This window comes from Lysinibacillus sp. NPDC086135, from assembly GCF_044746345.1.
Lineage (GTDB): Bacteria > Bacillota > Bacilli > Bacillales_A > Planococcaceae > Lysinibacillus.
The window spans coordinates 105,298-125,604 of record NZ_JBIVCA010000016.1 but is presented as its reverse complement, the minus strand read 5'-3'; the positions used below and the strand labels follow the sequence as shown (position 1 = coordinate 125,604).

Annotated in this window: 16 protein-coding genes; 15 read left to right on the top strand and 1 reads right to left on the bottom strand. The window is 37.1% G+C overall.

Annotated elements, in window-relative coordinates:
• Positions 1–11: 11 nt before the first annotated feature.
• From srtB to ssuE, 14 genes are all read left to right on the top strand, one after another.
• Positions 12–773, top strand: coding sequence for a class B sortase (gene srtB, locus ACIPKN_RS19480; RefSeq protein ID WP_400939164.1), 762 nt, complete (start codon positions 12–14; stop codon positions 771–773).
• A gap of 326 nt (positions 774–1,099) precedes the next feature.
• Positions 1,100–1,627 carry a YceI family protein gene (locus ACIPKN_RS19475; protein ID WP_400939162.1) on the top strand — a complete coding sequence of 176 codons (528 nt, stop codon included), beginning with the start codon at positions 1,100–1,102 and terminating at the stop codon, positions 1,625–1,627.
• Positions 1,628–1,771: 144 nt separating this feature from the next.
• Positions 1,772–2,698, top strand: a complete 927-nt coding sequence (locus ACIPKN_RS19470) for an NAD-dependent epimerase/dehydratase family protein (RefSeq protein WP_142510803.1) — start codon at positions 1,772–1,774, stop codon at positions 2,696–2,698.
• 371 nt (positions 2,699–3,069) lie between these two features.
• On the top strand, positions 3,070–4,359 hold the full coding sequence (locus tag ACIPKN_RS19465; protein ID WP_400939160.1) for an AAA family ATPase: 1,290 nt from the start codon (positions 3,070–3,072) through the stop codon (positions 4,357–4,359).
• Between the two features lie 89 nt (positions 4,360–4,448).
• On the top strand, positions 4,449–5,024 hold the full coding sequence (locus ACIPKN_RS19460) for an RloB family protein (RefSeq protein WP_400939157.1): 576 nt from the start codon (positions 4,449–4,451) through the stop codon (positions 5,022–5,024).
• Between the two features lie 566 nt (positions 5,025–5,590).
• Positions 5,591–7,234 (top strand): glycerol-3-phosphate dehydrogenase/oxidase, encoded by a 1,644-nt coding sequence (locus tag ACIPKN_RS19455; protein ID WP_400939155.1) that lies wholly within the window; start codon positions 5,591–5,593, stop codon positions 7,232–7,234.
• A 224-nt stretch (positions 7,235–7,458) separates the two neighbouring features.
• The gene (locus ACIPKN_RS19450) at positions 7,459–8,022 is read left to right on the top strand and encodes a glycerol-3-phosphate responsive antiterminator (protein WP_142510799.1); all 564 of its coding nucleotides are present in this window, start codon (positions 7,459–7,461) and stop codon (positions 8,020–8,022) included.
• Positions 8,023–8,177: 155 nt separating this feature from the next.
• The gene (locus tag ACIPKN_RS19445) at positions 8,178–8,981 is read left to right on the top strand and encodes an MIP/aquaporin family protein (RefSeq protein ID WP_400939152.1); all 804 of its coding nucleotides are present in this window, start codon (positions 8,178–8,180) and stop codon (positions 8,979–8,981) included.
• A gap of 132 nt (positions 8,982–9,113) precedes the next feature.
• On the top strand, positions 9,114–10,610 hold the full coding sequence (gene glpK, locus ACIPKN_RS19440; protein WP_142510797.1) for a glycerol kinase GlpK: 1,497 nt from the start codon (positions 9,114–9,116) through the stop codon (positions 10,608–10,610).
• 1,149 nt (positions 10,611–11,759) lie between these two features.
• Positions 11,760–11,963, top strand: coding sequence for a helix-turn-helix transcriptional regulator (locus tag ACIPKN_RS19435; RefSeq protein ID WP_400939150.1), 204 nt, complete (start codon positions 11,760–11,762; stop codon positions 11,961–11,963).
• Between the two features lie 2 nt (positions 11,964–11,965).
• Positions 11,966–12,457 carry a hypothetical protein gene (locus ACIPKN_RS19430; protein ID WP_400939148.1) on the top strand — a complete coding sequence of 164 codons (492 nt, stop codon included), beginning with the start codon at positions 11,966–11,968 and terminating at the stop codon, positions 12,455–12,457.
• A 544-nt stretch (positions 12,458–13,001) separates the two neighbouring features.
• Positions 13,002–15,083: a catalase gene (locus ACIPKN_RS19425; RefSeq protein WP_400939146.1), complete on the top strand. Its 2,082-nt coding sequence runs from the start codon at positions 13,002–13,004 to the stop codon at positions 15,081–15,083.
• Between the two features lie 402 nt (positions 15,084–15,485).
• A complete protein-coding gene (gene lpdA, locus ACIPKN_RS19420; protein ID WP_400939143.1) occupies positions 15,486–16,823 on the top strand; it encodes a dihydrolipoyl dehydrogenase in 1,338 nt (445 codons plus the stop codon).
• Positions 16,824–17,868: 1,045 nt separating this feature from the next.
• A complete protein-coding gene (ssuE, locus tag ACIPKN_RS19415) occupies positions 17,869–18,399 on the top strand; it encodes an NADPH-dependent FMN reductase (RefSeq protein ID WP_400939140.1) in 531 nt (176 codons plus the stop codon).
• Between the two features lie 155 nt (positions 18,400–18,554).
• Here the strand turns inward: ssuE and ACIPKN_RS19410 are convergent, their stop codons facing one another.
• The gene (locus ACIPKN_RS19410; RefSeq protein ID WP_185903571.1) at positions 18,555–18,710 is read right to left on the bottom strand and encodes a hypothetical protein; all 156 of its coding nucleotides are present in this window, start codon (positions 18,708–18,710) and stop codon (positions 18,555–18,557) included.
• 191 nt (positions 18,711–18,901) lie between these two features.
• On the opposite strand from ACIPKN_RS19410, the gene ACIPKN_RS19405 reads away from it, so the two are divergent.
• Entirely contained in the window at positions 18,902–20,290 is a 1,389-nt protein-coding gene (locus tag ACIPKN_RS19405) for an aldehyde dehydrogenase (RefSeq protein WP_400939138.1), read from the top strand.
• Positions 20,291–20,307: the final 17 nt, after the last annotated feature.

Below are 20,307 nucleotides of genomic sequence, written 5' to 3'. Positions count from 1 at the left end.
CTGGTGATACTATGAAAAAATGGGCAACTAAGTTTTTAACATTTATATATTTAGCTATATTCTTATACTCAGGCTTTGCGTTAGCCAAGTACTTATACACGTACTATGAGACTTCAAAATCATTGGAAGAAGCACAAACGATTTACCAAACAACATTGGCTTCTTTAGAAGATAAAGCAGATGAAATCTCAACAAAGCCATTTACAATCCGTCCACAATTCAATGATTTACTAACGGTAAATAATAATATTGTTGGATGGATTTCTGCAGACGGGACAAAGCTCAATAATCCAATTCTACAAGCTGAAAATAATGATTTTTATTTAAATCATAATTTTAAAGATGGAGAAAGTCGTGCAGGAAGTGTATTTATGGACTATCGTAATAATGTGCAAAACATAAACCAAAATACTATTTTGTACGGCCATGCCATGAAGAATAGTACGATGTTTGGGAGTCTTAAAAATTACTTAAATCAGCAATATGCAAACGAACATCCTATCATTTATTTAGATACACTGTATGAAGGTTATAACGTTGAAATCTTTGCCGCATATGAAACTACCATTGATTTTTATTACATTGAAACAGAGTTTAAGAGCAATGATACTTACTTAAAATTTTTAGACGACATTCAAGCACGCTCTTCAATCGAAATGAATGTAGAGATTGGACCGGAAGACAAAATTCTTACACTATCCACTTGTAAGGATTCTGTCATGAGTGACGACCATCGTTTTGTCGTCCAAGGTAAATTAGTGAAACGCAGATAGATAAGGAGTTTTCCCATTTCATTGGGAAGCTTCTTTTTTTATTTAAAGAAAGTAGTTGGAGTAAAATTTCTGAACCGGAGACATCGCTCAGGTAGTTTCTGAAAATGCCTGGGTCAAAAATTTTTAAAAATAACTTGACGTAAGTAGATTATTAATATATAGTAAGTTACATAAAGTAATTAATAACTTTTCGTAACTGCGTTTAACTAGGATGCAAAAGAAGTAACTACAAATGTTTAACCTTAAACATAATTTAAGTAGTTACTTCATATTTTAAAATATATCTCGAATTCGAGATAAAAACAACCCAATTGGAGGAATTTATAATGGCAAAATGGAACATTGATTTAGGACACTCAGCAATTAACTTTCAAGTAAAACACATGATGGTATCAAAAGTAAAAGGTGTATTCGATACTTATTCAGCAGATATTGAAGCGGCAGATCTTGCAGATTTAACAACAGCAAACATTAGCTTTACAATTGATCCAGCTAGCATCAATACACGTAGTGAAGATCGTGATAATCACTTAAAAGCAGCAGATTTCTTCGATGCTGAAAAATATCCGACAATTACATTTAAGTCTACAAACATTGCAAAAAAATCAAATGATGAATATGCGGTTACAGGTGATTTAACAATTAAAGACGTAACGAAATCAGTAACATTTGATACTGAATTTAATGGTAAAGGTACAAATCCATGGGGCCAAGAAGTTTATGGCTTTGAATCTACAACATCAATCAATCGTGAAGATTTTGGCTTAACTTGGAATGCTGCATTGGAAACTGGCGGTGTTCTAGTTGGGAAAGACATCAAAATTACAGTTGAACTGGAAGTAAACCCAGCTTAATTTTGTAAAGTGTGCTCGATTTCATATCGGGCACATTTTTTTATACTTAAAACATTGCCAAAAAATAACACAACAAATAAGTTGCTTGCATAATTTTAGTAATTATTGCATATAAAACATCATATTGTTTTTGGGGGCGATGGGATGAATGTATTAGTGACAGGTGGTTATGGTTTTATTGGTAGTGCAGTGGCGAGACGTTTTTTTAAAGAGGGTGCAAATGTTTATATTATTGATAATTTAAGTACCGGTCATTTACGCAATGTCGACTTTGATCATAAATCTTATCTTTTGAATGTGGAAGATGAAGTTTGTGAGCATCTTTTTAAAGAAACATCATTTGATGTGGTCATTCATTGCGCAGCACAAACGAGTGTTCAAAAATCGGTGCAAGAGCCAGTGAAGGATGTTTTAACGAATATTGTAGGGCTTAGTCAGATGCTCTTCTTATCGTCAAAATATAAAGTAAAGCATTTTGTTTTTGCCTCGTCAGCAGCTGTTTATGGAGATAGTCACTATCCACCATTAGAAGAAACAGATGTTAGTGAGCCGATTTCGATGTATGGATTAAACAAAAGTATTGGTGAGACATACTGTGAAAAATGGCAAAGAGATTATCGTTTACCAACATTAATTTATAGATTTGCTAATGTATTCGGTCCAAGGCAATGTATGCTGGGGGAAACGGCGGTTATTCCTAGCATGTTAAAAAGCAGTATAGAAGGAAAGCCCTTTACGATTTATGGAGATGGAGAACAAACACGAGATTTCATATATGTAGATGATATTGCGGATGCTATTTATGCTGGTGTACAGGCTAGATTACAGGGCATTTATAATGTATCAACGAATGAGGCATGGTCGATTCATCAAGTCATTTTATTATTACAGCATTTAAATCATCCTTTAGAAATTCAATATGCACCTGCGAGAGAGGGAGATATTGAGCATTCATTTTTAAATAACGCTAAGCTGGCAAAGGCGATAGGGTGGAGACCAAAAACTACTTTTGCGGAAGGCATAGAGCGTACATTGCAAGTATTGCAAAATGAAAAGATAGTGGGAATTTAATTAAATTATACAAAAGGTGATTGGAGTGGGGACTGGGTGACGCCATAGAGACCAGCGAAGCGGAAAGCAACCCCACGTTAGTGAATGAATTCATTATACTTTGAAGATTTATCGGAACAACTTCAGTTTCTATCAACTATGGGTGACTCATTGGGGATGGGCTCAAAATATGTAGGTGATGATCAGTGTATTCTTTGACGATTTACCCTAAAAGGGAAATCGTCTTTTTATATTTTTAAGGAGACGGAAAGTTAGCATTCATCAGTAAATAATTGTGCATCGTATTATTGGTATTACGCGGAGTAATAGGTGTTTTTTTACGCCTATAGTATAATTAAAGGAATGCTGTGGAATTGAACGGGGGCCTACAAATGTTAGTAGATTTTAGAGTGAAAAATTGTTTAAGTTATAAGGATGAAACCCTATTTTCAATGGTGGCGGGAAGCCGTATTCGAAAATTAAAGGATACACATACGATGAAATATGACTCATTTCACCTTGTTAAAAGTGCCTTTATTTTCGGCCCAAATGGAAGTGGAAAATCAAACTTATTCACTGCTATTAAAATTTTACGTTCTTTATTGTTTAACTTTGAAAATCTTAATAATGTTAAACAACTACGCTTGCCCTACCAGCCGTTTAAGTTAGGAAGTCAGCAAGAACAACCGACAGAATTTATGATTTCGTTATTACTAGATGGGGTACTGTACGATTATGAGGTACAGTATAATGCATCACAGGTTCTTTATGAAGGTCTAACTAAAACGACAAAGTCTCTAAAAGTGGAGCTTTTTAATAGACGATGGGATGGTACGGAATATTTGTATGAAACTGCCGATGGTACTGCGCTAGAATTGACAAAATATACGCGTGATAATACAGCTTTCTTATCGGTATTAAATGTCTTTAATGACCCAGATGCTACGAAAATATTTGATTGGTTTTTACATAAAATACTATTTTTAGATGAAACAAATCGGTTATCAAGTCATCCACTTATTCGTAAACTTGAAGAGGAACCCTTTAAGAAAGAGGTTATAAAGTTACTAAAGATTGCAGACTTTTCTATTCAAGATGTAACGGCAAGACGGGTTGAGCGAAGAGAGAAAAATACTATTGGCTATGATTTTGACACTTCAGAGGTTATACAAGAAGTGGATATCGATTTGCACTATTTATCGTTCGATGAAGTAGGCGCGCCGATCGGGACAGAAACGATCAATTGGACGATGGATTCAAAGGGGACAGTCCGTATGCTGCATTTAGCATGTGTCATGGTCGAAGCATACAATAAAGGGAAGACAATCTTTATAGATGAATTTGACACAGCATTTCATGTGTCCATCTGCGAATTTTTAATGGCCATTATGAACAGCAAGCGTAATGTTACGAATCAATTTGTTGTCACAAGTCATGAAATTGATTTATTAGATCAGCCACTACGTTCCGATCAAATATGGTTTGTGAATAAAAGCTTTAAAAATGAATCCGAGTTATACTCCTTATTTGATTTTGCAGATTTACAGAAGAAACGCGGGGATATTTCCTATGCCAAGCGTTACTTAAAAGGAGAATTTGGAGCTACACCGGTTATTAATGAATATTTATCAGATCAATATTTAACTTCTTTGGAGCGGGTATCCAAACATCCGCTGAAATAGAGGAACTCAGTCTAAGAACGCCACGTCCTGTGGCAATTTATCTGCAATTATGCCGGGTTTAATTAATAGGAAGTGGAGGTATTTGAGCAGTGAGAGTGCGTCAACAAGGGAATCGAACACTGCGTAAAACAGTTTTAATTTATTGTGAAGGTGAAACCGAACGCATTTATTTTGAGCAAATGCGTATTTTAAAGCGCTCAAAAATGGTAAGTGTCAAAATAAAAAACGTCAAGCGTTCGGCTATTAAGCTAGCCCAGCATGCCTATCGAGATTCAAGCTACCAATATTTTGATGAGGTTTGGATTGTTTTTGATAAGGATGATCTAACTGAAAAGCAATTAGAGGAAGTTAATGACTTTTGTGAGGAGAATAGTATTCATATTGCCTATTCAAATGAAGCATTCGAATTATGGCTATTGTTGCATTTTGAAGAAGTCGATCTATCTGAAAAGTATCCTCGTGCCGTATTAAATGACAAGATGGAGCAGCATCTTGGGGTAACACGTTATTTTCGTCATAAAGCAGATGAGTCAGTCATTGCACCTATCGCATTTCGCCATGAGGTCGCTATTAAAAATTGCACGGATATGATGTCACTTCGTAAGACGGAAAGCCGTGACAATCCTTATTGCAATATACATGAAATGATAAAATACATATTTTAACTTCTTTCAGCAAAAAGTCGTTCTTTGTGCAAGCACAGACCGATTCCGGACACATTGTTTATCTGTAGCGAAAGCAAAGCGACAGCTACAATTATACCGAGGCATAATTGATGGTCAATCAGTAGGTTTTCTATTACTAGTTAATGGAGAGCCTGCTATTTTTATTTCTCGAAAGGTAGGGATAACAATTATTAAAAGTATGACATATATTAAGTTGATTGGAGTGGAACTTTTTCGATGCGACAATAACAACTAAAATTTATTTTATGTTCCACTCAAACATGTAAATAAATAAATTTTTTGTATTTGGGAATAATATCAGAGGCCATGACAATTGAACTGTACATATGACGCGAATTTAAACCTATAAATGATTGAAAAGTGTATGTTGTATTCGTAATTTTTCTAGACGATCTACCTTGCCTTTTCTTTCTAAAAAGACTACAATGAAATTAAGTTAATATACTAGGTTTGAGCGATTGAGAGACCATTAAAAACATATGTACATTTGTACATGTGCCTTTAATGGTCTCTTTTTTTCGCTTTAAATAAGGAGGAATTTCATTATGAGCACAGCTTCAGCAATACAACGTCAACAAACGATTGAAGAATTACAAAGTAAAGAATACGATTTATTGGTGATCGGTGGTGGGATTACAGGTTGTGGTATCGCGCTTGACGCAATTGCTCGTGGTCTATCTGTAGCGTTAGTTGAAATGCAAGACTTCGCCGCTGGTACTTCTAGTCGTTCGACAAAATTAGTGCACGGTGGACTTCGTTATTTAAAACAATTTGAAATAAAAGAGGTTGCAGAATTAGGAAAAGAACGTGCGATCGTTTATGAAAATGGACCGCATGTAACAACTCCTGTTTGGATGCTACTGCCATTCCATAAAGGAGGCACATTCGGCAAATTCTCAACGAATATTGGCTTACGTGTCTATGATTTTTTAGCAGGGGTTAAACGTTCTGAGCGTCGATATATGTTAAGTCCTGCAAAAACAATGGAAAAAGAACCTTTGGTTAAAGGCGAGGACTTACGCGGCGGTGGTGTATATGTAGAATATCGTACAGATGATGCACGTCTGACAGTCGAAGTTGCCAAAGCTGCCATTGAAAAAGGTGCTACACTCATTAACTATGCAAAGGCAGAAAACTTTTTATACAATGACGAAAAGAAAATTAATGGTATCGTAGCACAAGATTTAATTGCCCATAACGCATTTAATATTCGAGCAAAAAAAGTTGTAAATGCTGCTGGTCCATGGGTAGACGAGGTTCGTACTATCGAAGGACAACAAAATGGTAAGCATTTAATTTTATCAAAAGGCGTGCATATCGTTTTTGATGAATCTAAATTCCCACTACGTCAAGCTGTCTATTTTGATACACCTGATGGTCGTATGGTGTTTGCAATTCCTCGAAATGGGAAAACGTATGTTGGAACGACAGATACATTTTACGAAGGCGATGCGCGTGAAATGAATATCCATCAAGAAGATCGTGATTATATTATGAAAGCAATTCATTACATGTTTCCAAAAGTTAACGTCACTGATTCAGATATCGAATCAAGCTGGGCAGGTGTTCGTCCATTAATTCATGAGGAAGGTAAAAATCCATCTGAAATTTCTCGTAAGGACGAAGTATGGGAATCTGCTTCGGGACTTGTGACAATCGCTGGCGGTAAATTAACAGGTTATCGTAAAATGGCTGAAACGGTTTTAAATATGATTGCGCAAGATTTAGAACAACGATTTGGCATTGCATCAAAACCATGTTATACAAAGCAGATTCATATTTCCGGTGGAGATGTTGGGGGCTCCCAAAACTTACATGCCTTCGTGTCGAAACGAACAAAAATGGGTGTTGATATCGGATTATCGGAAGAGGAAGCAAAACATTTAGCACATCATTATGGTTCTAATGTGGATACTGTTTTGGACTATGCTAAAGAAAAACATCCTGTTTTACCACAAGCGCTATATGCCCAGTTATTGTATGGTATTCATCATGAAATGGTTGTTCATCCAAACGACTTTATGATTCGTCGTACAGCGTATATGTTCTTCAATATCGCTCTTGTGAAACAATATAAAGACGCGGTATTAGATGAAATGGCAAAACAATTACATTGGTCTACTGAACAACGTACACAATATGAAAAAGATTTAAATTTAGAAATAACAAGAGCTACAACTGCATTATAATAAAAAGGAAGGTCGTCTTAATGGCGGCCTACTTTTTAACTTATTTCAGCGGGTGTCCAAACATCTGTACCTGTCGCTACGCTTTCGGTACAAAAAACATCCGCTGAAATAAGTTAAGCCTCCGGCGGATGTCACGGAAAACGGAAAGGAATGCTTTGTGCTAGCACAAAGCCGATTCCGGACGTAATTATGCCGAGGCATAATTGATGTAAAGGGGAAATCAAATGAATTTCAATAATCAACAAATTATTCCCGCTGCACGTACAGTTAAGCAATTTGATGAAATATTAAATAGTCGATTCGAATACATTGTTCTATTAGAAGTGCATATTAGTTTGCTCATGTCAATAAAGCGAGAGGCAGATCGTAACGGTAAAAAATTAATTATTCATGCAGACTTAATTCATGGCTTAAAAACGGATAACTTTGCAGCAGATTTTTTATGTAATGATATCCGTCCAGCAGGTATAATTTCCACTCGATCTAATATGTTAATAAAAGCAAAATCTCGTGGGATTATTGCCATTCAGCGCGTCTTTTTAATTGATACGATTGCACTAGAAAAAAGCTTTTCAATGATTGAATCAGCGAAGCCTGATTATATTGAATTATTACCAGGCATCATTCCTTCAATGATTTCAGAGGTACACCAGCGAACAAAAATTCCTGTTATTACAGGTGGACTAGTTCGCACTGTTGAAAGCATTGAGGAAGCGTTATCAGCTGGAGCAGTAGCTATTACAACATCAAATAAGAACTTGTGGGAAAATTTCCAAAAATATTGTTGACTATGTATATTATTTTCTCTACAATGTACATAAGTTAAAAAGCGCGTGGTTAGGAAAAGGAACCCACATTTAATCATCTGCATTATAACGTGCAGTTTGTTTAAGTGTGGGTTTATTTTTTTACTAAGTGCACTATTACAAAGGGGGCTTCTTGTATGTCAACATTTACAGCTGAACTTGTCGGCACGATGATTCTTATTTTATTCGGTGGTGGCGTTGTTGCAGGTGTATCACTGCACAAATCGAAAGGCTTTGGCGGTGGATGGGTAGTGATTACATTTGCTTGGGGTCTAGGTGTGGCTATGGCTGCATATGCTGTTGGTGGTATTAGTGGGGCTCATTTAAATCCTGCTTTAACGATCGCGCTTGCTACAATTGGTAATTTCCCGTGGGAAGACGTACCTTCTTACATTGCTGCACAATTGATTGGTGCATTTTTAGGGGGGATACTCGTTTATTTTATGTATCTACCACATTGGAAAGGTACGAAAGATCCGGAAGCGAAACTGGCTGTATTTTCTACAATGCCTGCTATTAAACATCCATTATCAAATTTAATCTCAGAAATGATTGGTACGTTTATACTTGTTTTAGGTATTCTAGCATTGGGAACAAATTCGATTACGGATGGTTTAAATCCATTTCTAGTTGGTATGCTAATTGTAGTCATCGGGATGGCATTAGGGGGTCCTACTGGTTATGCAATTAACCCTGCACGTGACCTAGGCCCACGTATAGCTCACTTTTTCTTACCAATCCCAGGTAAACGTGACTCAGGGTGGTCATATGCATGGATTCCAGTTGTAGGTCCAATTATCGGTGGTACTTTTGGTGCTCTATTCTTCCAACAAATTTTTGAGGGGAAAAATAGTATCACATTTTGGGTATTTGCTATTATCGTAGTTATTATTTTTATCAGTGCTCAAATGACAGTGAAAAATGTTAAAAGTGAAGAGTAAATCAATTATGCCTCGGCATAATTGTAGTTGTCGCTTTGCTTTCGCTACAGAAAACATTTGTAGCTGACGCTTCGCTTTCGCTACAGAAAACATTTGCTGAAAGAAATAAAAAAATTATTGGAGGTATGTCCGATGTCAGAAAAAAAATATATTTTAGCTTTGGACCAAGGTACAACAAGCTCACGTGCTATTTTGTTTGATGAAAAAGGGAGCATTCTCCACGTTGCACAACAAGAATTCCCGCAATATTTCCCACAATCCGGATGGGTTGAACATCATGCAGAAGAAATTTGGTCTTCTATTCTTTCTTGTATCGCTACAGTGCTCTCTGCAAAAAATATTGAATCAAATCAAATTGCTGGGATCGGTATTACAAACCAACGCGAAACAACTGTTGTTTGGGATAAACATTCAGGAAAACCAATTTATAATGCGATTGTCTGGCAATCACGCCAAACGAACGCTATTTGTGAGGAATTGAAAGAAAACGGTTACAATGATTTATTCCGTGATAAAACAGGTTTATTAGTCGATGCATACTTCTCAGGTACAAAAGTAAAATGGATTTTAGACAATGTTGAAGGTGCTCGTGAAAAAGCAGAAGCAGGCGATTTATTATTCGGTACAATTGATACGTGGTTAATATGGAAGTTAACAGGTGGTAAAGTCCATGTTACAGATTATTCAAATGCTTCTCGTACGTTAATGTACAATATTTATGATTTAAAATGGGATGAAGAAATATTAGACATTTTAGGTGTTCCAGCTTCTATGCTTCCTGAGGTTCGTCCTTCTTCAGAAGTGTATGGATATACGGAGGAAGCTCTGTTCTTTGGTTCTGCTGTTCCAATTGCAGGGGCTGCGGGTGATCAACAAGCGGCTCTATTCGGTCAGGCTTGCTTTGAAGAAGGTATGGTTAAAAACACTTACGGTACGGGCTGCTTTATGTTGATGAATACTGGTGAAAAGGCAGTAAAATCAGAGAATGGCTTATTAACTACGCTTGCATGGGGCTTAAATGGTAAGGTTACTTACGCTTTAGAAGGAAGTATTTTCGTAGCTGGCTCTGCTATTCAATGGTTACGTGACGGCTTACGAATGTTCCGTTCTGCTTCAGAATCTGAACAATATGCTGCACGTGTAGAGTCGGCTGACGGCGTTTATGTAGTTCCTGCATTCGTTGGTCTAGGTACACCTTATTGGGATTCAGATGTACGAGGTGCAGTCTTCGGTTTAACGCGCGGTACTTCTAAAGAACATTTTGTACGTGCGACATTAGAATCGTTAGCGTATCAAACAAAAGACGTACTTGGTGCAATGGAAGCAGATGCCAATATTCCACTAACGAAATTACGTGTAGATGGTGGTGCAGTCGCAAACAATTTCTTAATGCAATTCCAATCGGATTTATTAAACGTTCCTGTTGATCGTCCGGTCATTAACGAAACAACAGCTTTAGGTGCTGCGTATTTAGCAGGTTTAGCAGTTGGCTTCTGGAAATCACCAGATGAAATTAGTGAGTATTGGAATTTAGATCGTCAATTCACACCTAATATGGATGACTCACATCGTGAAGAAATCTATGCAGGCTGGAAAAAAGCTGTTGCAGCTGCTCAAGCATTTAAATAAACATATAGCTGAATAGTGATGAAAAAAACCTTGATAGGCAAATTTGAAGCGAATCCGGTTGTTAGACAAATATCTAACTGAGGTCACTTCACTTGCTGGTCAAGGTTTTTTAGGTCTGTACTCATATTTGCACTTACATATTTTGAAGATGAACTAAGGTGAATATAAAAATAACAACAAATACATTACTATCCGCAATTGCAAAAGTATGTTTTATCGTAAATTAAGGAAAATTGAGTGTAGATTTGAAATAAAGTCGCGACGTATATAAAAAGTTTGATTGAAAATCCTGAGTTGATATGCAGGATTTTTTCTTTTTCCACAAGCGTGCCAGATTTTTGAAGAAGAGTATCAAAAAAACGTGTGGCTATCAAACCTAAAAAACCCCGAGTAAGAGATTTTGGTGTCTTTTACTCGAAGTAAAGTTCAGAGTATAGTGTCTTAACTAATTATTGTGTGGCTCATTATGATTGTATTTTAACAGTTTTATTTGACTCCTTTTGGTTCATCACCAAAAGTTGTGGATGACTTTTGTTAAAACGTCTACTATGTAAATAGTTGATTGGAGTGGAGACTGGGCGACTCCTTGGGGATCAGCGATAGAGGAACGAAGGCTAAAAGCATCACATCCTGTGATAATGCCTTCGTGACCAACATCGTGTTGGCCCGAGACCCTGTAGCGCAGCGGATGTTTTCTGTGCGAAAGCGTAGTGTTAACGTAGCGGCAGCAAATGTTTTGACTGTGCGAAAGCGAAGCGTCAGCAACACCAAAAGCGGCTCATCGGACGACCCCAGGAAGCTTTGCTCTGTGCGAAAGCGAAGCGTCAGCAACAAATGTTTTCTGTAGCGAAAGCGAAGCGTCAGCAACAAATGTTTTTTCTGTGCGAAAGCGAAGTGGCAGCAATAAATGTTTTCTGTAGCGAAAGCGAAGCGGCAGCAACAAAGCGCCCAGTCGGAACGGAAATCAACCACACGTTTTGGTGATGATCCCTCCTTTTGTTATATCCTCCATATATCTCCTAGTAGTGGTTATTTGTTGTATTAACTAAAAATTAAATTGTAAAGTAAACTTGACACTTTTGAAGGTGTAAAGTAGACTTTACTTATTAACGAATGTACAGTTTACTTTACATTTTTAAAGGAGGCTTTATGAAAAACAGAATTCGCGAATTACGAAAATCGAAGAAGATTACGCAGGAGGAATTGTCGAAACAAGTTGGAGTCTCACGGCAATCAATCATTGCAATTGAATCAGGAAAATTCAATCCATCTATTGAACTTGCCTATAACATATCAAAAGCTTTCAATTGCACGATTGAAGAAGTGTTTATTTTCGAAGAGGGGGAAATGTAATTATGGAGGTTTCTATCGGGGGTATTATTGGATTGTATGGAGGAATGATTTGTGGAATCTTTGGCTGGTGGTTCGGACGGAAAAAAGCTAGAGAAAACAGAGGTTTAGATGAGCTATACTATCATATTTGGCAAAATGCAAAATCCTATTCATGGTATGTGACATTAGGAGCGATTTATGTTCTCTTTTCTTTAATCATGTTTGGGATTGAATTAAGCAACGCAATGGTTTTAGGTATCCTTCTTTTAACACACCTAGGGAGCTGGGGAATAATTGGGATTGTTTTGTCCATTAGTATGTCCAGTACAGTCACGTTGCAGCCTTCCCGTGTGAAGCTTGGCATAATCATCATTGTTATGTCTATTATTGTTTTTACGATTATCACGATCATGACGAATAACTGGAAGTTTTTATTATTTAGTTTACCACCTAATTTAATTGGACTTTTTACTGCACTTAAACCAAAGGGAGAAGATTCCGAGTTAACTCCCTAGATGTGAAATAAAGTCGTACCATTATACCCCTTTAGATATGGTTATCTAAAGGGGTATTTTTATAGTGCAAAGGAAAAGAACATCGAAATTAAAAGATCGATTAGGAATTGTTGAGTGACAATAAAGTTGTTCCATTAAAGGGGTGCTTTACTGGAACAACAGTAAGGTTTTTCTTATTGTGCTAACGGTGGAGGTTAGTTGAAAAATGAACAAGAAGTGTTGTGAAAAAAAGTGAGAACCTGAGGACTTAGGAAATGTGTTAATTTGGCTATATTTACGAGTTTGGAATAGTTGAATGTATTGAACAAAATAAAGAGTATGTTAGTTATGAACCAGAAAAATATAATTGCATAGGTGTAAATGGGACCTTTTTGATGAACTTATGTCTAAGGTTTTGGTGAAAAAATGAATCATCTAGAAGCATTCGCGCTCGAATTTGGTCGTAAATCAAGAAATAATTGAGAAAGTTTTCCTATAGCTATGCCTTGAAGCATGTTTATTTCATAAAAACATATAGTGTATATTGAGAATTAAGAGTATTGGAATGAAAGGGGATTGCGTGGATAAATCTAAGTCGAATCAGCGCAAAAATTTGGAGGAGAATGCAAAGGATCAGCAGTTAGAGCAGTTTCGTGTCGATAATGAAGGGCAAAAGATGACGACGAATCAGGGACTAAAAGTTTCGAATGATGAGAATTCGTTGAAGGCTGGGGTTCGTGGGCCAACAATTATGGAGGATTTTCACTTTCGAGAGAAAATAACGCATTTTGATCATGAACGTATTCCAGAGCGTGTTGTACATGCGAGAGGCTTTGCGGCACATGGAGAATTTGAGCTGTATGAATCGATGGGGGAATATACTAAAGCAAGCTTTTTACAGGACCCTAATAAGAAAACACCTGTATTTGTCAGATTTTCAACGGTAGTTGGAAGCTTAGGTTCGATGGATACTGCACGTGATGTTCGTGGTTTTGCGACGAAATTTTACACGGATGAGGGCAATTATGATTTAGTTGGTAATAATATACCGGTCTTTTTTATTCAGGATGCCATTAAGTTCCCTGATTTAATTCACGCGGTAAAGCCTGAACCTCACAATGAAATGCCACAAGCAGCTTCAGCTCACGATACGTTTTGGGATTTTGTAGCGAACAATCAAGAAATTGCGCATATGATTATGTGGCATATGTCTGATCGTGCAATACCTAGAAGTTTTCGAATGATGGAAGGCTTCGGTGTTCATGCTTTTCGTTTCGTCAATGATAAGGGGAAATCAAGATTTGTAAAATTTCATTGGAAGCCTGTGTTAGGTGTTCATTCACTCATTTGGGATGAAGCGCAAATCATTGCTGGTAAGGATCCGGATTTTCAACGACGTGATTTATGGGAATCCATTGAAATAGGTGATTATCCTGAATATGAGTTGGGTGTACAAATGCTTGAGCCAGAGGACGAATTTAAATTTGATTTTGACATTTTGGATGCAACAAAGCTGTGGCCTGAGGAGATGGTGCCAGTTAAAAAGATTGGGAAGATGACATTGAATCGTAATGTGGATAATGTTTTCGCTGAAACAGAGCAAGTCGCCTTCCACCCTGGGAATGTTGTACCAGGCATAGATTTTACAAATGATCCACTTTTACAGGGGCGGCTATTTTCTTATTTAGATACACAGCTAATACGTTTAGGGGGACCAAATTTTGCAGAAATCCCGATTAACCGACCCGTTTGTCCATTCCATAACAATCAGCGCAATGGCTTTAGTCGTCAAACTATTAATATAGGAAAAGTGAGCTATCATAAAAATTCCTTGGCCAATAATACACCATCAACTTCAACGGCAAAGGAAGGTGGCTTTGTCCATTATGAAGAAAAGGTTGAAGGACGTATCACACGAGCACGTAGTAAATCATTTGATGATCATTTTTCACAGGCGAGGCTGTTTTGGAATAGTATGTCACCTCCTGAAAAACAGCATATCATTGATGCCTTTAGTTTTGAGGTAGGGAAGGTGAAAAGTAAGTCTGTTCGGCAACAGGTTGTCGATATGTTTGTCCGTGTTGATAAAGCAATGGCAACGACTGTGGCCGATAATGTAGGTGTTAATCGTCCAAAAGGCGAGCAAATAAATGTCACGTTAGCATCACCTGCACTTAGTCAAGCTAATACTATAAAAATGCCCCAAACACTTAAGGTAGGCGTGCTAATAGGTGATGGATTTGATGCAAATGAAGTTGGCGAAATACTGAAATTTTTGACAAGACAGGGTGTTCGATACAGTATTATTTCCGACAGATTAGGGGTTGTTACTAGTAGTGATGGTGTACAATTAACAGCAAGTGACACATTTATTACTACGGACGCGGTACTATTTGATTCGTTATATGTTGTAGGCGTAAGAGCAAAAAATCAGGCTAAGTTTAATTCACATATTGTAAATTATATTAATGAAGCATATAGACATTACAAACCGATTGGTATAGCTACATCAGGAACGACATTTTTTAATATGTCTAATGCCAATGTAGGGCCAGGAATTGTGTTAGCAACTGGCGACAAAGATTTCGCTAAAAAATTTGTCAAAGCAATTGCTCAACAACGCTTTTGGGAACGGAATATTTATTAACCTTACGTTGTTTCCGCGTAAAGGAAAATATCCGTGAAGCAGAGCAAATACCTGCGGGAAAAGAAGCAATACTTTCTCGCGTCAATGGCATTAGATTTTCTATGAAATATTTCATCTATCATAGTAAAAATGCTGATAATTAAAGTCTCTCATTGTTCTTAAAGAATAGTGAGAGATTTTTTAGCTTGCATTAATGGGTAGTTAGACAACTACCTCAAAATTCAACAAGAGCATTCTAGTTACGTTTTGTTATCTTTATTGGCTCCTTCTCCATATAGATGGGTCTTAAGATTGAGAGTTTTAAAGAAAGTTGGTAGACAAAATGTTTCTTAATTTACTATAAATTACATGGCGTTGCATTCGAATTTTGTAAATGCTATGGTGGTAAATGAGGTGAATTTTGTGGAAAAATTTGATATTGCAATTATTGGTGCAGGTCCTGGGGGCTATATAGCAGCCATTCATGCAGCAAAAAGTGGCAAGAAGGTCGCTTTAGTAGAGCGCGATAAAGTAGGAGGAGCCTGCTATAATGTCGGCTGTATTCCTTCGAAAATATTGTTGGAGCATAGTAAGCTCATTCAAGAAATAAAACGTGGTAATGACTGGGGTATTGAAACTCCTACAGTAAATGTGAATTTTCCACGATTGATGAAACGTAAGGATGCTATTATTGACGAGCTTTTAACGAATATTGAGGGCTATATTTTGAGCAATCAAATTACCTTTTATCGAGGAGAAGCGGCAGTATCTAATGATTTAACTGTAACAGTTGGTAATGAGATATTTACAGTAATGGATATCATTTTAGCAACCGGAAGTAAACCATTTGTACCACCTTTTAAAGGTATAGAGACTTCTTCCTATTATACAACGGATACCTTTTTCGATATGACAGAGCTACCAAAGCAGTTAACAATTATAGGCGGAGGCGTTATTGCAGTAGAAATGGCATTTAGTTTAGCACCGCTTGGAACAAAGGTGACGGTGCTGAATCATAGTGAAGATATTTTACAGACAGAAGAGTCAGATGCACGACCACTAATTCGTGAAAAGATGAAAAAGCTTGATATTGAGCTTGTGACAGATTTCCAATTTGAGCATTTTAATGGCAATGAAATTCATACATCTAAAGGCATTTATACATATGAAAATCTTTTGTTTGCAACGGGTCGACGCCCGAATACAAAAATAGCCCAGCAGCTAGGTCTAGCCTTCGAAGGTCGATTGATTGCTGTCAATGAGCATCTTGAAACAAGTCAGCCACATATTTATGCTATAGGTGACTTAGTTGGTGGTTTCCAGCTAGCTCATTCAGCGAGTGCAGAGGGAATTTATGTTGTGGACCATATTCTGGGGAATAAACCGGCACTAATTGATCAAGCTTTGATTCCTCGCTGTGTTTATACACATCCTGAAATTGCAACTTTTGGATTACTGGAAGAACAGGTTAACGAACCTTATAAGGTGACTCAAATGCCTTTACATACAAACTCTAAGGCATTAATGGAAGGAAATACAGTGGGCTTTATAAAACTTATTGCGACGGAAAAAGAAGGACGCATTTTAGGAGCTTGTGTTGTTGCTGATGGGGCAACAGAAATGTTAAATGCTATTTTAGCTACTAAAAATGCTGGTGGTACGGCCCATACTCTTGCAAATATGATTTTCCCCCATCCTACAGTGTCAGAGCATATAGGGGATGCTGCAAAAGCTATTTTTGATAAAGCCATTCACCAATAATGGTCTCAGAACTACCTTTTATGAAGCGAACCAGAACCCATAACAATACTGTTAAGCCTTCTATTTATAGATATACTTGTTCTTATACTAATTAAAATAAGTGTGATACAGGCTCATTATGCAAATGTTTGATTTTGTTATAACTACTATTAAATGGTTCATAACCGAAAATTGTGGATGACTTTTGCTAAAACGTCCACTATGTAAATAGTTGATTGGAGTGGAGACTGGGCGACTCCTCGGGGATCAGCGATAGAGGAACGAAGGCTAAAAGCATCACATCCTGTGATAACGCCTTCGTGACCAACATCGTGTTGGCCCGAGACCCTTCAGCGCAGCGGATGTTTTCTGTGCGAAAGCGTAGCGACAGCAACACCAAAAGCGGCTCATCGGACGCCCCAGGAAGCTCTGCTCTGCGCGAAAGCGAAGCGTCAGCGGTAATGTTTTATCTGTGCGAAAGCGAAGCGACAGCAACAAATGTTTTCTGTAGCGAAAGCATAGCGACAGCAACAAATGTTTTTTCTGTGCGAAAGCGAAGCGGCAGCAACAAATGTTTTCTGTAGCGAAAGCGAAGCGGCAGCAACAAATGTTTTCTGTAGCGAAAGCGAAGCGTCAGCTACAAAGCGGCCAGTCGGAACGGAAATCAACCACACGTTTGGTGATGATCCCATTAAATGAAAAAACTTATTGACTTTGTATGTCATTATGTTAAATTAAGTTTATAAGAATACTTGGTTTTAAAAAATGAGTTGACTAGACATCTAGAGGCTTCTATTTTACGTAACGGATTTTTTCCGAACGTAAACATAGAAGCCTTTTTTTATCTTTATGTTGTGAATTTCTATTGAACTTGAGGAGGAAGGAATATGAAATTAGGATTTGGCTACTGATTTTTAGAGGATGGTTACGTAATGTAGAAAATGGAAATATGCCTGCAACATTTGATTATGTAAAACAGGTTACTTAGGCGCTACATTACGTCCATATGAAAAGACATTGCATTGGGTGTAAGGACATTTATCTTTGTTAAAAAGGAGTGGCTAATATGACAAAAGCAATTATTATTAATGGCACTAATTCGAGAAATTCACGCGTGACGGCGATTCATGAAAAGGTGGAAAATTACTTAAAAGCACAGGGAATAGCGGTACACACAAATTATGTACATGAATTGCCAGCTGAGGACTTAATTAAGGCTAATTTTGCAAGTGAGGCCATCGTTTCAGAAAATAAACAGGTTGAAGAAGCAGATATTATCGTACTTTTGACGCCAATTTATAAAGCTTCATATACAGGAATATTGAAAACTTATTTAGATTTGCTACCGCAAAAAGCATTGCTTGGAAAGTTTATCTTACCAATTGCTGTAGGTGGCTCTATTGGACATTTACTCGCTTTAGAATATGCATTAAAACCAGTTTTAGCTGTATTAGGAGCTACAACTATTGCACATTCTGTTTATATTGTTGATAAACAAATTATTCGATTAGAAGATGGGAGCTTTGCTATCGAGGAAGAAGCTATTAACCGTCTTGATGTAGAATTAACACAATTTCAGCAAATTGTATCCATTTAAGTATGAAGTAGCTCAGTAACATAACATGGTTGATTTCCGTTCCGAATAGGCACTTTCTTGGGGGCGTCCGATGAGTTTTAACAACTTTTGGGATTGAGCCTAAAAGTTCAAAAAATAGCGCATTATAGGAAATAACCTCCTATAACGCGCTATTTTTAATTAACTTCAGGTTCTTCTTTTTTCTCACTCGCTGCTGTAGAGAGATATAAGAATGCCTCATCTTGCAATAGCAATAATTTTTCTTCGCAAATACCGTGTGCTAATGGTCCAGAAAAAATAGACTCCCACCAAGTTCCTGTTGTTGTTGTCATTCGTCTAAGCCCCCGTTTCAATTTTTCAATATGTAGTTGTAAATTTCCCAAAATCACAAAACGATCTACACATTCCGTCCATTCAAGAAAGAGGAATTTTGATTGTCAATGTTGTATCGTATAGACAAAGATAGTTTGTTTCGAAATGAAAAAACTATGTACGCCATTTTAAAAAAAGAGGTGCTTTTATTATGAATTTTACGATACAAGATGTAGAAAATATGATTACAGAACAGCGTCAATTTTATTTTTCACGAGCGACGAAAAGTACAAAATTTCGAAAAGAGCAATTAATAAATCTGAAGAAAATGATTTTAAAGTATGAGAAAGAAATTTTGAATGCTCTATATTTAGATTTACGAAAGAGTGAGTTTGAGGCATATGCAACAGAAATTGGCATTGTTTTAGATAGTATTTCTTATATGGTAAAGCATGTTGAAGAATGGATGAAACCTGAAGCTGTAAAAACACCGATACAATACCAGGTGGGAAAAAGCTTTATTGTAAGAGAGCCATACGGAGTAACATTAATCATTGGTCCATTCAATTATCCATTCCAGCTTGTAATGGAGCCATTAATTGGAGCAATTGTTGGTGGTAATACGGCTATTGTAAAACCATCAGAAACATCTGTGCATACAGCAGCGATCGTTAAAAAAATAATTGAAGAAACGTTTAGTCCTTCTTATGTTCGGGTTGTAGAGGGAGAAAAAGAGGAAGTGACTGCACTTATTCATGCATCTTTTGACTATATATTTTTTACAGGGAGTGTGGCAGTCGGAAAAGTTGTTGCAAAGGCAGCAGCGGAACGCTTAACACCAATTGCCCTAGAACTTGGTGGGAAAAGTCCCGCAATTATTGATCAAACAGCCAATTTAGAAGTAGCGGCGAAAAGAATCGCTTGGGGGAAATTTACAAATACTGGTCAAACTTGTGTGGCACCAGATTATGTTCTTGTTCATAAAGATGTCTATGACCGATTTATGAAAATATTGAAAGCAACGATTCGTTCCTTCTATGGTAAAAATGCATTAAAAAGCCCTGACTATGGTCGTATTGTGAATTTAAGACAATTTGATCGCTTACAGCAAATTATCGTGGAAGAACGTGACGCAATTACATTTGGTGGTAGAACAGATCGTGATGATTTGTATATTGAGCCTACAATTATTGGTTATGTGAAATGGTCAAGTCCTTCGATGCAGGATGAACTATTTGGACCGATTTTACCTGTGATGATGTATGATGATTTACCGCTGGCTATTCACCAGATTCGTCAGTTACCAAAGCCTTTAGCAGCTTATTTTTTCTCAGAGCATGAAAAAGCTACCCAGTACTTTTTGGAGGAATTACCATTTGGTGGAGGGTGTATTAATGATACGATTACACATGTAGGAAATTTACATTTGCCATTTGGCGGTGTCGGCCCATCAGGAGTAAAAGCATATCACGGGAAGGCAAGTTTTGAAAACTTCACCCATCCAAAATCTATTTTAAAAAAATCATCGAAGTTAGAGACGAATGTTCTCTTTCCGCCATATAAACAAAAGGTTAAGCTTGTGCGAACTATCATGAAATAGTAAAAGGAGGTGTCGGG

Excerpts from the sequence above, each read along its gene's own strand:
- srtB (WP_400939164.1), top strand. The coding sequence starts at position 12 with ATGAAAAAATGGGCAACTAAGTTTTTAACATTTATATATTTAGCTATA.
- ACIPKN_RS19475 (WP_400939162.1), top strand. The coding sequence starts at position 1,100 with ATGGCAAAATGGAACATTGATTTAGGACACTCAGCAATTAACTTTCAA.
- ACIPKN_RS19470 (WP_142510803.1), top strand. The coding sequence starts at position 1,772 with ATGAATGTATTAGTGACAGGTGGTTATGGTTTTATTGGTAGTGCAGTG.
- ACIPKN_RS19465 (WP_400939160.1), top strand. The coding sequence starts at position 3,070 with ATGTTAGTAGATTTTAGAGTGAAAAATTGTTTAAGTTATAAGGATGAA.
- ACIPKN_RS19455 (WP_400939155.1), top strand. The coding sequence starts at position 5,591 with ATGAGCACAGCTTCAGCAATACAACGTCAACAAACGATTGAAGAATTA.
- ACIPKN_RS19450 (WP_142510799.1), top strand. The coding sequence starts at position 7,459 with ATGAATTTCAATAATCAACAAATTATTCCCGCTGCACGTACAGTTAAG.
- ACIPKN_RS19445 (WP_400939152.1), top strand. The coding sequence starts at position 8,178 with ATGTCAACATTTACAGCTGAACTTGTCGGCACGATGATTCTTATTTTA.
- glpK (WP_142510797.1), top strand. The coding sequence starts at position 9,114 with ATGTCAGAAAAAAAATATATTTTAGCTTTGGACCAAGGTACAACAAGC.
- ACIPKN_RS19435 (WP_400939150.1), top strand. The coding sequence starts at position 11,760 with ATGAAAAACAGAATTCGCGAATTACGAAAATCGAAGAAGATTACGCAG.
- ACIPKN_RS19430 (WP_400939148.1), top strand. The coding sequence starts at position 11,966 with ATGGAGGTTTCTATCGGGGGTATTATTGGATTGTATGGAGGAATGATT.
- ACIPKN_RS19425 (WP_400939146.1), top strand. The coding sequence starts at position 13,002 with ATGAAAGGGGATTGCGTGGATAAATCTAAGTCGAATCAGCGCAAAAAT.
- ssuE (WP_400939140.1), top strand. The coding sequence starts at position 17,869 with ATGACAAAAGCAATTATTATTAATGGCACTAATTCGAGAAATTCACGC.
- ACIPKN_RS19410 (WP_185903571.1), bottom strand. The coding sequence starts at position 18,710 with ATGACAACAACAACAGGAACTTGGTGGGAGTCTATTTTTTCTGGACCA.
- ACIPKN_RS19405 (WP_400939138.1), top strand. The coding sequence starts at position 18,902 with ATGAATTTTACGATACAAGATGTAGAAAATATGATTACAGAACAGCGT.